The organism is Bacillus pfraonensis (genome assembly GCF_050768835.1).
Taxonomy (GTDB): domain Bacteria; phylum Bacillota; class Bacilli; order Bacillales; family Bacillaceae_G; genus Bacillus_A; species Bacillus_A pfraonensis.
Genome location: NZ_JAHCDO010000003.1, coordinates 129,553 through 142,319, shown reverse-complemented (window position 1 = coordinate 142,319; position 12,767 = coordinate 129,553). Strand labels below are relative to the sequence as shown.

At 36.4% G+C, this 12,767-nt stretch carries 11 protein-coding genes and 1 other annotated feature (1 of these 12 running past the window's edge); of the genes, 7 read left to right on the top strand and 4 right to left on the bottom strand.

All coding sequences use genetic code 11. The features are described 5' to 3' along the window. Window positions 1–168 (top strand) — a binding site (T-box leader) (it extends 54 nt beyond the left edge of the window). Between the two features lie 66 nt (window positions 169–234). Beyond that, complete coding sequence (tyrS, locus tag KFD70_RS03570; RefSeq protein WP_336453364.1) at window positions 235–1,497, top strand: tyrosine--tRNA ligase; 1,263 nt, start codon at window positions 235–237, stop codon at window positions 1,495–1,497. 464 nt (window positions 1,498–1,961) lie between these two features. On the opposite strand, the gene KFD70_RS03565 is transcribed toward tyrS, so the two are convergent. The 3 genes from KFD70_RS03565 to KFD70_RS03555 form a co-directional block, all read right to left on the bottom strand. Then, window positions 1,962–3,140, bottom strand: coding sequence for an NAD(P)/FAD-dependent oxidoreductase (locus tag KFD70_RS03565; protein ID WP_000043198.1), 1,179 nt, complete (start codon window positions 3,138–3,140; stop codon window positions 1,962–1,964). Between the two features lie 44 nt (window positions 3,141–3,184). Further along, the gene (locus KFD70_RS03560; protein ID WP_336453365.1) at window positions 3,185–3,625 is read right to left on the bottom strand and encodes a DUF1641 domain-containing protein; all 441 of its coding nucleotides are present in this window, start codon (window positions 3,623–3,625) and stop codon (window positions 3,185–3,187) included. Window positions 3,626–4,056: 431 nt separating this feature from the next. After that, window positions 4,057–4,404, bottom strand: a complete 348-nt coding sequence (locus tag KFD70_RS03555) for a winged helix-turn-helix transcriptional regulator (RefSeq protein WP_336453366.1) — start codon at window positions 4,402–4,404, stop codon at window positions 4,057–4,059. 367 nt (window positions 4,405–4,771) lie between these two features. Between KFD70_RS03555 and KFD70_RS03550 the strand changes: the two genes are divergently transcribed. From KFD70_RS03550 to KFD70_RS03535, 4 genes are all read left to right on the top strand, one after another. Beyond that, window positions 4,772–5,956, top strand: coding sequence for an MFS transporter (locus KFD70_RS03550; protein ID WP_336453494.1), 1,185 nt, complete (start codon window positions 4,772–4,774; stop codon window positions 5,954–5,956). After that, window positions 5,956–6,795, top strand: a complete 840-nt coding sequence (locus KFD70_RS03545) for an aldo/keto reductase (protein ID WP_420792370.1) — start codon at window positions 5,956–5,958, stop codon at window positions 6,793–6,795. The genes KFD70_RS03550 and KFD70_RS03545 overlap by 1 nt, the downstream gene beginning before the upstream one ends. Window positions 6,796–6,944: 149 nt before the next feature. Next, window positions 6,945–7,505, top strand: coding sequence for a biotin transporter BioY (locus KFD70_RS03540; protein ID WP_336453367.1), 561 nt, complete (start codon window positions 6,945–6,947; stop codon window positions 7,503–7,505). Between the two features lie 139 nt (window positions 7,506–7,644). Beyond that, window positions 7,645–8,565, top strand: coding sequence for a thioester domain-containing protein (locus KFD70_RS03535; protein ID WP_336453368.1), 921 nt, complete (start codon window positions 7,645–7,647; stop codon window positions 8,563–8,565). A gap of 32 nt (window positions 8,566–8,597) precedes the next feature. On the opposite strand, the gene KFD70_RS03530 is transcribed toward KFD70_RS03535, so the two are convergent. After that, on the bottom strand, window positions 8,598–9,236 hold the full coding sequence (locus KFD70_RS03530; RefSeq protein WP_336453369.1) for an NAD(P)-dependent oxidoreductase: 639 nt from the start codon (window positions 9,234–9,236) through the stop codon (window positions 8,598–8,600). Between the two features lie 315 nt (window positions 9,237–9,551). On the opposite strand from KFD70_RS03530, the gene KFD70_RS03525 reads away from it, so the two are divergent. Together KFD70_RS03525 and KFD70_RS03520 are read left to right on the top strand one after the other, a co-directional pair. After that, a complete protein-coding gene (locus KFD70_RS03525; RefSeq protein ID WP_336453370.1) occupies window positions 9,552–10,979 on the top strand; it encodes an alanine/glycine:cation symporter family protein in 1,428 nt (475 codons plus the stop codon). 324 nt (window positions 10,980–11,303) lie between these two features. Further along, window positions 11,304–12,485 carry a NupC/NupG family nucleoside CNT transporter gene (locus KFD70_RS03520; protein ID WP_336453371.1) on the top strand — a complete coding sequence of 394 codons (1,182 nt, stop codon included), beginning with the start codon at window positions 11,304–11,306 and terminating at the stop codon, window positions 12,483–12,485. Window positions 12,486–12,767: the final 282 nt, after the last annotated feature.

Sequence of the window (12,767 nt, the reverse complement as noted above, 5' to 3'; positions counted from 1 at the left end):
GGGGTTGATGGAACCTAGCACAAACAAACTTGTGAATTACACTCTGGAGTATCTTAGGTAATGCTAAGCGGAGTAGCAAACGATATGATTGCTAAGAGTGGTATGAATAGTAGCGTTGGTACTATTTGTGCAATCTGGGTGGTAACACGGTTCATAATCGTCCCTATGTCTAGTATAGACATAGGGACTTTTTGTTTTTTTGCAAGGGAAATTTAATAAAGGGGATGGAAAGACATGAACATTATTGATGAGTTAGAATGGCGCGATGCTGTGAATCAACAAACAGATGCAGAAGGATTACGAAAACTAGTAGAAGAGAAAAAGATTTCCTTGTACTGTGGTGTCGATCCAACTGGTGACAGTATGCATATTGGACATTTAATTCCGTTTATGATGATGAAACGTTTTCAGTTAGCTGGACATCATCCTGTTATTTTAATTGGAGGCGCGACAGGAACGATTGGTGATCCAAGTGGACGACAAACAGAGCGTCAATTGCAAACATTGGAACAAGTACAACAGAATGTGGATGCATTAACAGCGCAAATGAAAAAGCTATTCGACTTTGGTGGCAATAGTGAAGTGAAAATGGTAAATAATTATGACTGGACACATCAAATCAATATTATTGAGTTTTTACGCGACTACGGTAAAAACTTTAGTATAAATAGTATGTTAGCGAAAGATATCGTAGCAAGCCGCTTGGATACAGGGATTTCATTTACGGAATTCACATACCAAATATTACAAGCTATGGACTTCCATCACTTATACAAAGAAGAAGGTGTCCAATTACAGATTGGTGGTAGTGATCAGTGGGGGAATATTACGAGTGGTTTAGATTTAATTCGTAAACTAGAGGGGCATGAAGCAAAAGTATTTGGATTAACAATTCCATTATTATTAAAATCAGACGGTACGAAGTTTGGTAAATCAGCAGGCGGAGCCGTATGGTTAGATCCTGAAAAAACAACGCCATTTGAATTCTACCAGTTCTGGGTGAATACAGATGACCGTGATGTGGTTAAATACTTGAAATACTTTACGTTCTTAACGAAAGAGAGAATTGATGAATTAGCAGTTAAAGTTCAAACAGAGCCGCATAAACGTGAAGCGCAAAAAGTCTTAGCGGAGGAAATGACGCGATTTGTTCATGGTGAAGAAGCTTTACTGCAAGCAGTAAAAATTACAGCAGCATTATTTAGTGGGGATATTAAATCGTTAACTGCGGATGAAATTGAACAAGGCTTTAAAGATATGCCAACTTTCCATGCTTCAAAAGAAACGAAAAATATCGTCGAGTGGTTAGTTGATTTAGGAATTGAACCTTCTAGACGTCAAGCTCGTGAAGATATTAATAATGGAGCAATCTTGATGAATGGAGAGAAAGTAACGGATGTGAATACAGATGTTACAGCGGAAAATTCATTCGACGGAAGATTTATTATTATCCGTAAAGGTAAAAAGAATTACAGTTTGGTGAAATTAGGAGCCTAAAGTTTGTTATAGAGTAGAAGTGAGAGGGGTTCTTGCTTCTACTTTTATAATATCCATAATTTCGTCACAAAAAAGTCAGTATATTAAGATTATTGCGGAGGTTTATCTAGCTTTCGTGGCGAATAAAAATAATATATAAATCGTTGTTACGAAGAATAGAAGAAGTGGGCGGATGCTCTCTTCCATCAAACAGGAAAGTTTTTATGTTGGTTCTTTAATTTATATTTATAAAAAGTTACTCATGGTAATCTATATAAATTTCTTTGTTTTTTTGAAAGGTAAATCATTGCCACGAAGAAAAAAGGAGCCTTGCACTCATTGTATCTTTTTGTTTTAAACATGGCATGGTGCAGAAAAAGGCCCTGACCGCTCCTATGCATGGCTGGATGCTCTCTTTCGCCCAAAAAGAAAGGGATTTTTGGATTTAAAAAAAGCCCGAATCATGATTCGGGCTAGTATTTGGATTAGTAAGCTAAGCTGAATAATCCTTTAATATGTGATAAGTAACGAACGTTACTTGCTTCTTTCATTAATGATGCTGGTAAACCTTTAAGTGGAGTATTGCTTGCTCCGATTGTAGCAACAGCATCTTTACGTCCTAGACTTGCAAGTGTTCCAGAGTTTACAGGTGCGAACTCTTCGAATGCTTTGCCTTCTAGTGCTGCGTATAAGTTGTATCCAATTAACTCACCCATTTGCCAAGCGATTTGTGCAGTTGGTGGGTATGGACGTCCGTCTGGAGCGAAGACAACAGCGCTGTCTCCAGCAACGAATACGTCTTTGTGAGAAGTAGATTGTAGGTATGCATCAACTGTTGCACGACCACGGTTTACTTCAAGACCTGATTCGCCGATTAATGGGTTACCTTGTACGCCGCCTGTCCAAACGAATGTGTTAGCAACAAGTTTTTGACCGTCTTTTAAGTCGATTTCATTGCCAGCAACGTTTGTTACAGGAAGACCTGTTAAGAATGTAACGCCGCGTGCTTCTAAGCTAGTAGTTGCACGTTCGATTAAGTGGTCTGGTAGTACTGGAAGGATTTTTGGACCTGCTTCAACAAGAAGAAGTTTAACTTCTTTTGGATTTACGCCGTGGCTTTTTGCAAGTTTAGGCATAATGTCAGCAAGCTCACCAACTAGCTCAACGCCAGTTAATCCGCCACCACCGATTACGATTGTAGCATCAGCTTCGTTTTTCGTTTTAGCGTATTCACGAATACGGTCTTCAACGTGTTTGTAGATTTTGTTTGCATCAGCAGCAGATTTTAATACCATGCTGTTTTCTTCTAGTCCTGGAATACCGAAGTAAGCAGTTTTACTTCCTAAAGCAACTACAAGTGCATCGTAAGATAAAGTAGTGCCGCCAGCTAGTTTGATTTCTTTGCTATCAACTGAGAATGACTCAACTGTTGCGATTTTAAGATCGATGTCTTTGCCTTTGAAAAGCTTTGTAAGTGGCATTGCAATTGCTTGTTCAGACACGTTACCAGCTGCAAGGCGGTGTAGTTCAGTGATGATTTGGTGTGTTGGGTATTGGTTAATCACTGTAACTTGTGCTTCTGATTTGCTGTAATATTTACGTACGTTTAAAGCGGCAAGAAGGCCGCCATAACCAGCGCCTAAGATGACAATTTGTTTTGACATAGTATGATATCCCCCGTCTTTACTAATTGTTGTTATAAGTTAAATTATTTATTGTTACGTTCTGCACTAATTTGAAGATAAGCATTGATGAAGCGGAACATTTTTTGTGCTTGTGGGTCTTTTAGTAATTTTAATAGACCGAATAGGCCGATAACTTCGTTGCTTTCGTCAGCACGATCTTTCGCTTCGATTGCAGTTGCAGCCATGCTTTTTACTGTATCTTTTACAGGTTCTACAAGCTCTTGGATTGCACCAACAGTGTCGCTTTTTAATACTTCATCAGTAGCAACAGTTTGAGCGAAGTCATAAGACTTAGTTAAAATGTTAACAAGCTCAGTTAATTTTGGAAGCTGTTCCACTAGTGTTGTTAATGATTCTTGTACCTCAGGTTTTAACAACTGATCAAGTACATCAAGTTGTCCTTGGCTAGCAGAAATTTGTACAGTTTCTTGTTCTGGCTTTGTTTGAGTCATAGTTTCTGGCATCTCCAATTCTCCTTTACGATAGCAATACTCTTATTTTTGATAAGTAAGATAGTAAACGTTTGCGAAACTTTATACAAAGTTTCACAAAACACAATAAAATGCCTTTAAATTTATGACAGCAAGTAAGCTGAAAACATAAATCCAAAACCATAATGTCTTACCTATTATTTATGAACTGTCCGATACATGGCTTGTCCGCATAATGGAAAGTTCCCTTATCGGAAAGTGTATATAATATATATCCTATATTATATACTATATACACCTATGTTAACATAAAAATGATTCCTAATTATTTGATATTGAGCGTATAACCTAGTACTGACAAGGCATGAAAGCGCATAAATTATTTTGTTTAGATAAGAAATGTACATATATATAAAGAGAGAAAGGGAAAAATGGACAAATTTATGTTCATTTTTTCCTTTTTCTTATTGTTCATCCCCTGTAATTAGCATCGATGTGTTACCGTTCTTTTCAAGATGGCACTCTCCCCATGTGCAAAGGGAATCGAGAATGGCTTCTAAGGACCAACCATAGTCGGTAAGTGAGTACTCAACTTTTGGCGGTACTTGATTATATACTTTTCTTTGAATAACTCCATCTTCTTCTAATTCACGCAATTGCTGTGTCAGCATCTTTTGTGTAATGCCAGGCATTAAACGTTTTAATTCACTTGTTCGTTTTGTCCCTTTTGTTAGATGACAAAGGATAACGACCTTCCATTTTCCGCCGATTACTTCTAAGGTTGCTTCTACAGGAATATTGTATTTCTTCATATATTACAACCCCTTTAACGAGTCTTTTCTAGTCATATGTTACTTTTTAGTACCTATAGTACTTAAAAGTACGTACTGTTTTTTACGTTGAACATGTTTCATAATAGCATACGTAAGAGGCAAATGAGTAGTACGTTACTAAAAGGTGCCTATGTTACTTTTAGGTACCTACCGTACTTTCAAGTGCGTTCTTTCAAAAAAGAATGAAACCATTCATAATAGCAGTTATGAGCAGTAAAACTGTTTTATTAGAAGATAAAAAGGCCTTTTTATCATACTATTATGATTGGATTTCTCGTATTAAGGAGGAGTTCAATTGAATTCATATACAGTACCTTCTTCTGGTGTTCAAACGAATAGAAGAAGTATGTTTGCCTTATTAGCATTAGCAATTAGTGCGTTTGGCATTGGTACAACCGAATTTATTAGCGTCGGTTTATTACCATCTATTTCGAAAGATTTACATGTTTCTGTTACAACGGCTGGTTTAACCGTTTCTCTATATGCGTTAGGAACGGCATTTGGCGCACCTGTTTTAACGTCGTTAACAGCTAGTATGTCACGGAAAACGTTATTAATGTGGATTATGATTGTCTTCATTATTGGTAATAGTATTGCAGGGATGTCAACAAGTTTTGGTGTACTTCTTGTTGCGAGGGTTATATCTGCATTTGCTCATGGTGTATTTATGTCGATTGGTTCAACGATTGCGGCAGCTCTTGTACCAGAACATAAACGAGCTAGTGCGATTGCTTTTATGTTCACGGGTTTAACAGTTGCAACCATTACAGGTGTCCCGATTGGAACATTTATTGGTCAACAATTTGGCTGGAGAGCTTCGTTTATGGTTATTGTGGCAATTGGAGTTGTTGCTTTAGTAGCTAACGGTATGCTCATTCCATCGAATTTACGAAAAGGTGCATCGGTATCTTTTCGCGATCAATTAAAGCTTGTAACAAATGGAAGGCTATTACTTGTTTTCGTTATTACTGCATTAGGATACGGTGGAACATTTGTAACGTTTACGTATTTGTCCCCATTATTACAAGAAGTAACAGGCTTTAAAGCAAGTACAGTTACGGTTATTTTGTTAGTGTATGGGATTGCAATCGCAATTGGAAATATGATTGGCGGTAAGCTATCTAATCGCAACCCAATTCGTGCATTGTTTTTTATGTTTTTCATTCAGGCAATTGTGTTATTTGTGCTTGCATTTACAGCGCCATTTAAGGTAGCAGGGTTAATTACAATTATTTTAATGGGATTATTCGCGTTTATGAATGTTCCGGGATTACAAGTATATGTCGTGATATTAGCTGAGCGCTTCGTACCAAGCGCTGTCGATATTGCATCTGCTATGAATATTGCGGCCTTTAATGCAGGAATCGCTCTTGGGGCTTACTTAGGCGGTATTGTAACGAATTCATTAGGGTTAATTCATACAGCGTGGGTAGGTGCGATTATGGTAGTCGGTGCAGTTGTTTTAACGGCATGGAGTATGAGTTTAGAAAAGAGAGATCAAATGAAAAATGTAAAGGAGAGAAGAGTATAATGAAAAATTTACAAAGTACAACAACATTGCATAACGGCGTAGAGATGCCTTGGTTTGGTTTAGGGGTATTTAAAGTAGAGGATGGACCAGAACTTGTAGAGGCTGTAAAAACAGCAATTAAAGAAGGATACCGTAGTATTGATACAGCTGCAATTTATGGAAATGAAAAAGCTGTAGGAGAAGGTATTCGTGCGGGGATAAAAGAAGCGGGAATTTCTAGAGAAGATTTATTCATTACTTCAAAAGTTTGGAACTCAGATCAAGGCTATGAAGGAGCATTAGCTGCATACGACGAAAGTCTGAAAAAGCTGGAGCTTGATTATTTAGATTTATATCTTGTTCATTGGCCTGTAGAGGGAAAATATAAAGATACATGGAGAGCATTAGAAAAGCTATATAAAGAAGGACGCGTACGTGCGATTGGCGTGAGTAATTTCCAAATTCATCATTTGAAAGATGTAATGGAAGGTGCAGAAGTGAAACCAATGATTAACCAAGTCGAGTACCATCCTCGTTTAACCCAAAAAGAATTACAGGGCTTCTGTCGTGAACAAGGTATTCAAATGGAGGCATGGTCACCTCTTATGCAAGGGCAGTTACTAGATAATTCTACATTACAAGAAATTGCAGATAAATACGGAAAAACAACTGCGCAAATTATTTTGCGCTGGGACCTGCAAAATGAAGTTGTAACAATTCCAAAATCAACGAAAGAGCATCGTATTATCCAAAATGCGGATATCTTCAATTTTGAATTAACAAAAGAAGATATGGAACAAATCGATGCATTAAACCAAAATCATCGCGTTGGTCCAGATCCAGATAACTTTGATTTTTAATAGAGAATAGAAAAAAAGGGTGCAAAAAAGAAGATTTGCGCCCTTTTTTGTGTTATTAGAAAACTAAATATTCAAACAAAAGTGTTTACTCCTTATATTGAATAAGATATCTTAAATTTATAATATAAACTTTTCCTAGGGAGGCACATATGAATAATCATCGTACAAACCATTTTCGCATGTTAATTGTTACTGCACTATTTGCTGCTATTATTGGTATTTTGGCCCAAGTTACAATTCCTTTGCCGCTCGTTCCGATAACAGGTCAAACGCTAGCGATTGGTCTTACTGCTACAATTTTAGGTTCACGTTATGGCACTTTATCTGTATTATTATATGTTTTAATTGGTGCAACTGGAATTCCTGTTTATGCTGGATTTAGTGGCGGTCTATCTGTTTTATTCGGTCCCACAGGTGGCTTTCTGTTAGCCTTTATCCCAACGGCTTTTTTAATTGGTTTATTAACTGAAAAAACAAAACTAACATTTTGGAATTCATTAATGGCAAATATTTTAGGGATGCTTGTGACATTAACGATTGGAACTGTGTTTTTAAAGTATGTGGCTTCATTAGGATGGCAAGCAGCTTTCCTGGGCGGTTTTGTTCCTTTCCTAATTGTAGGTGTAATAAAAGCTGCGTTAGCTGCATGGATTGGAATAAAAGTGCGAGGAGCATTAGTGCGTTCAAAATTATTGTTACAAGAAAACTAAATGATGGTAGAAACACGCGCAAGCTGATTCCTGCGCGTGTTTTTTTAGTGTTCTAAGAAAGAGGAAGTAATGTATAAAAAATTCTTTTAACTAGATACTATACAGTAGTAAATTTGTTATTTCATAAGGGGTTGTAAACATGAATATTAAACAATCGTATAAGTTATTGGTTGCTTTTTTGAGTGTTTTATTTGTATTTGCGAACTTATTATTCCCACTCCAAAAAGCATCCGCAGAAGTCATGGATCATACAAAGTATCAAATGGATTGGAGTTATAGTAAATCATTAAAGAAACCAATCCGAACGGAACTTATTAAAACAGCAGATGGAAAAATAGCGTACTGCTTAGATGTGTTTTTGAAATCACCAAGCGGTCAAGATTTACCTGAAATAGGTAAGGTGGACATAGGTGTGTACCGTGTATTGTTAAATGGTTACCCACAAAAAAGTCCACAAGAATTAGGTGTATCTGATTGGAGAGAGGCGCACTATGCGACGCAACTTGCTGTATGGAATGCGCTTGGACAAGTGAGTATCGATGATTTAGATTTTCGTAATAAAAATGTAGAGAAATTAACGAAAGACATTGTTGCAAAAGCAAATAGTAGTGAAGAAGTACAAGAAATCACAATGAGCGTTACGCCGTCGGAAAAACAAGAAGCAGTATTAAAAGGTGAGTTCTTTGAGACTGTTTTATATACAGTGCAAACAAATGCAAAGAGTGGAACATACACAGTGCAAGCAACTGGTGCGCCACAAGGAGCTAAGTTTGTGAATGAAAAAGGCGAAGAAAAAACACAATTTAACGTAGGTGAAAAGTTCCGTATTTTAATTCCAAAAGCGGCACCATCTGGTGAATTTAGCTTTAAAGTATCTGGTAATTTAACGAAATTACAAGGTATTGAACATAAGGGAACGGAAACGATTCAAGATGCAGTAGTGTTATTAGAGCGTAGTGAAGAGAAAACAAGCCCGGATTTAGCGGTAAGTTGGAAAAAAGCTGAAGTTCCTCAGAAGCCGAATCAACCTAATAAACCTTCTACACCGTACAAAAGATAAAAAGTGCTGGCGTTTGCCAGCACTTTTTATTATTACTCAGCTTCAGAAACAACTGTAAAGCGTTCGTTCACATGTTTTGGATTTTCAATTTCATCAAGTGCTGCTACGGCAAAGTCTTCGTAGCTTACGTAGCTATCGCCTTTTTCGTTAACAAGAAGGTGATCTTTACCTGCTTTGTAAGAACCAGTACGTTTTCCTAATGCGAATAGGGCAGAAGGGCTAATGAATGTCCAAGTGATATCATTTGTTTGTTGTAAGATTTCCAAGTTTTTACCTTGATTTTGAGCCGTTGCAAGGTATTCTTTCGGGAAACCTGGTGTGTCAAATACACGTGTTGTCTTTGCTTCATCAACAAATAAGCTTCCAGCGCCTCCAACAACAAGTAATTTTGTGTTAGGTGCACCTTTCATTGCTTCAATTAATACGTTTCCTGCCTCTACATGAAGATGTTCTTTGCCTGCAGGAGCGCCAAATGCGTTCACTACTACATCAAATGTTTGTAGATCATTAGCGGTAAGATCGAAAACATCTTTTTCTAAAATTTTTACATCATCTTCTGTAATTTTTGTAGCGTTCCTTACGATTGCGGTTACTTCATGTCCGCGATCTAATGCTTCTTTTAAAATGCGACTTCCAGCTTTTCCACTTGCTCCGATAATTCCGATTTTCATAAGGAATCCCTCCAAATAATTGTTATAAGTGTATATCTGAAAAATGAATGAATGTCTTTTAAGTAGGTTTGTAACCACTAGTTGTAACTATTATAGTTACAGATTTATTTTTTGTCAATTGCTTTGTCTATGAAAAATATTTCTGTATATAGTATGTGCGTTTCTAAAAATAAAGAGTTAGATTTTCTTCCATATAACATGTGTATGTTAGGAAATCTAACATATGGAAGTAATATCCTGTCGAAAGATGTTGATTTTTGAATATTTTTTGAATATAATTCAATTTATGAAGAGAAAAGGGAGGGGACTAATCGTATGAATATTTTAGAACAGTTCGTTTCATCAACGAATACGATTCTTTGGTCATATATTCTTATTGCAATGTTAATAGGTCTAGGGCTTTATTTTTCTATCAAGTTAAAATTTGTACAAATTAGCCATTTAGGGGAAATGGTACGTTTGATGAGTGACGGGTTAACTGGAAAGACACGTAAAAAGGGCAGCGTATCTTCTTTCCAAGCTTTCTGTATGAGTTCAGCAGCCCGCATTGGGATTGGTAACTTAGCTGGTGTAGCGTTAGCGATTTCTATGGGAGGACCCGGCGCAGTATTTTGGATGTGGGTAATCGCAATTATTGGAGCATCTTCCAGTTTCGTAGAAAGTACACTTGCACAAATTTATAAAATAAAAGATGGCAGTGGATTCCGTGGTGGTCCTGCTTATTATATGGAAAAAGGTTTAAATAAACGTTGGATGGGAATATGGTTTTCTATTCTTATCACAATTAGTTACGGTTTAATTTTTAACTCAGTACAGGCAAATACAGTTACGCTAGCATTTAAAAATGCATTCGGTTTAGAGCGTTATGTTGTAGGGATCGTATTAGCTGTATTAGTCGCAGTTATTATTTTTGGTGGTGTTAAGAGTATAGCGCGCATGTCAGAAATGATTGTTCCACCAATGGCAATCCTTTATATTGGAGTAGCTATCTTTGTTGTTATTAAAAACTTCTATTTACTACCAGATGTTTTTACAGAAATCTTTAAAGGTGCATTTGGCTTAGATTCAGCTGTAGGTGGCGGTATTGGAGCGGCAATGAAGTATGGTATTCAACGTGGATTATTTGCGAACGAAGCAGGTATGGGTAGTGCGCCGAATGCGGCTGCGACAGCAGATGTAACGCATCCAGCGAAACAAGGATTTATTCAAACAATTGGAGTTTTAGTAGATACATTTTTAGTATGTACATCAACGGCGTTTATCGTATTATGTTCTGGTGCATATAAGGCAACGAACTTAGAAGGAATTGAATTAACGCAAAAAGCACTAAGCTCGCAAATTGGCCCATGGGCAAGTAGCTTCTTAGCGATTATTATTTTCTTATTTGCGTTCAGTTCACTTCTAGGAAACTATTATTATGGTGAAACAAATATTGAATTCATTAAACAAAGTAAAACTTGGTTAATGATTTATCGTGCTGCGGTAGTTGGAATGGTGCTATTCGGTTCTGTTGCGACGCTTCAAGTCGTATGGAATATGGCAGATTTATTTATGGGTCTAATGGTAATCACAAACTTAATTGCGATTACGCTTCTTGGCCGATTCGCATATGCTGCGTTGGCAGACTATGTAAAGCAAAAGAAACAAGGAAAAGATCCAGTCTTCAGTGCAGATTCTATTCCAGGTTTAACAAATACAGAGTGTTGGGACAAGCCAGTAGTTGAAAAAGAAAAAGCTGTATAGTGAAATGGAAAACGAGCATCAAGTCGAACTTGATGCTCGTTTTTTGGTGGGGATAAGTTAGAGGGGATGAGGTGAAAAGCGAACGTTAAATTGAGTTTTATAAGAAAATGTATTTTTTTTAGAAATATGAAGATGTGAATTAGAATTTATGTTAGAATGTATAAGGTCTTTCCAGATAAGAGGTAAGGCGGTTTTAATTCTTAATATACATATTTTTATGTGTTAAATAAAAGTTCGGATTATTTCTTGTTTTCTATGGTCAGACGTTCAACGTTAAATAATTTTCTAGAGCGTTGAATAAGGTTTAAATGGAGGATTTTATCTATGAAATTTGTTATGTTTCTTGTAGGATTACTCGTTGTATTTATACTCGGTTTTCTTATAAGTGCGGATCGAAAGAAAATTAAGTATAAACCAATTGGGATTATGCTTGTTATTCAGTTGGCATTATCGTACTTCTTATTAAATACACAAATTGGTTATATTTTAGTAAAAGGGATTTCTGACGGCTTTGGAGCATTGCTTGCATATGCGGAGTCTGGAATCGTTTTCGTATTTGGTGGTCTTGTTAATAAAGGAGAGGTTTCATTCTTCTTAACAGCATTATTACCAATTGTATTCTTTGCTGTATTAATTGGCATTTTGCAGCACTTTAAAATTTTACCGTTATTCATTCGTTCAGTTGGTTTCTTATTAAGTAAAGTAAATGGTCTAGGAAAACTAGAATCATATAATGCCGTAGCGGCAGCGATTGTTGGACAGGCAGAAGTGTTTATTACGGTGAAAGATCAATTAAGTAAAATTCCAAAGCATCGTTTATATACACTTTGTGCGTCGTCTATGTCGACAGTATCGATGTCAATCGTTGGTTCTTATATGAAAATGATTGATCCAAAATATGTAGTAACAGCACTTGTATTAAATTTATTTAGTGGGTTTATCATTATTCATATTATTAATCCTTATGACATTACTGAAGAAGAAGATACACTTAAGTTAGAAAATAAACAAAAGCAATCGTTCTTCGAAATGCTTAGCGAATATATTATGCTTGGTTTTACAATAGCAGTAACAGTAGCTGCAATGTTACTTGGATTTGTTGCATTAATTACAGCAATTAACAGCTTGTTTGATTCTGTATTCGGTATCACATTCCAGGCTATACTAGGATACATTTTCTCACCACTTGCCTTTGTAATGGGTATTCCACAAGCAGAAATGGTAACAGCGGGACAAATTATGGCGACAAAATTAGTATCAAACGAATTTGTTGCGATGCTTGATCTTGGAAAAGTAGGGGGAGAATTATCAGCTCGTACAGTTGGTATTCTATCCGTATTCCTTGTATCGTTTGCAAACTTTTCATCTATTGGAATTATCGCAGGTGCAACGAAAGGGATTGATGAAAATCAATCAAACGTTGTTTCTTCATTTGGATTAAGACTTGTATATGGTGCAACGTTAGTAAGTATTTTATCAGCAATTATTGTTGGGGTTATGTTATAGAAATAAAAAGCAGTGAGCATGAGCTTACTGCTTTTTTGTATTCATTAAAAATAATATAATTAGAAAAAACATGTTACTATATAGATGGGAAGGGGACGAGAAAATAGTAAATGAAATTTTATCGGCGATTTTTCAAATATATCGACTATTTCTCAGCATATATCGGCGCAAATTAAAATATATCAGCGATTCGACAAGGGATATCGATGTTTCGGCGAATAACGACAAGAAGTATATTGCATCGAGAGAGAGGGAAGGGATAAATTTACATATGATTTCTTT

Bases quoted from the DNA above. Each gene is read 5' to 3' on its own strand.
- tyrS (WP_336453364.1), top strand. From the start codon at position 235: ATGAACATTATTGATGAGTTAGAATGGCGCGATGCTGTGAATCAACAA.
- KFD70_RS03565 (WP_000043198.1), bottom strand. From the start codon at position 3,140: ATGTCAAAACAAATTGTCATCTTAGGCGCTGGTTATGGCGGCCTTCTT.
- KFD70_RS03560 (WP_336453365.1), bottom strand. From the start codon at position 3,625: ATGCCAGAAACTATGACTCAAACAAAGCCAGAACAAGAAACTGTACAA.
- KFD70_RS03555 (WP_336453366.1), bottom strand. From the start codon at position 4,404: ATGAAGAAATACAATATTCCTGTAGAAGCAACCTTAGAAGTAATCGGC.
- KFD70_RS03550 (WP_336453494.1), top strand. From the start codon at position 4,772: ATGTTTGCCTTATTAGCATTAGCAATTAGTGCGTTTGGCATTGGTACA.
- KFD70_RS03545 (WP_420792370.1), top strand. From the start codon at position 5,956: ATGAAAAATTTACAAAGTACAACAACATTGCATAACGGCGTAGAGATG.
- KFD70_RS03540 (WP_336453367.1), top strand. From the start codon at position 6,945: ATGAATAATCATCGTACAAACCATTTTCGCATGTTAATTGTTACTGCA.
- KFD70_RS03535 (WP_336453368.1), top strand. From the start codon at position 7,645: ATGAATATTAAACAATCGTATAAGTTATTGGTTGCTTTTTTGAGTGTT.
- KFD70_RS03530 (WP_336453369.1), bottom strand. From the start codon at position 9,236: ATGAAAATCGGAATTATCGGAGCAAGTGGAAAAGCTGGAAGTCGCATT.
- KFD70_RS03525 (WP_336453370.1), top strand. From the start codon at position 9,552: ATGAATATTTTAGAACAGTTCGTTTCATCAACGAATACGATTCTTTGG.
- KFD70_RS03520 (WP_336453371.1), top strand. From the start codon at position 11,304: ATGAAATTTGTTATGTTTCTTGTAGGATTACTCGTTGTATTTATACTC.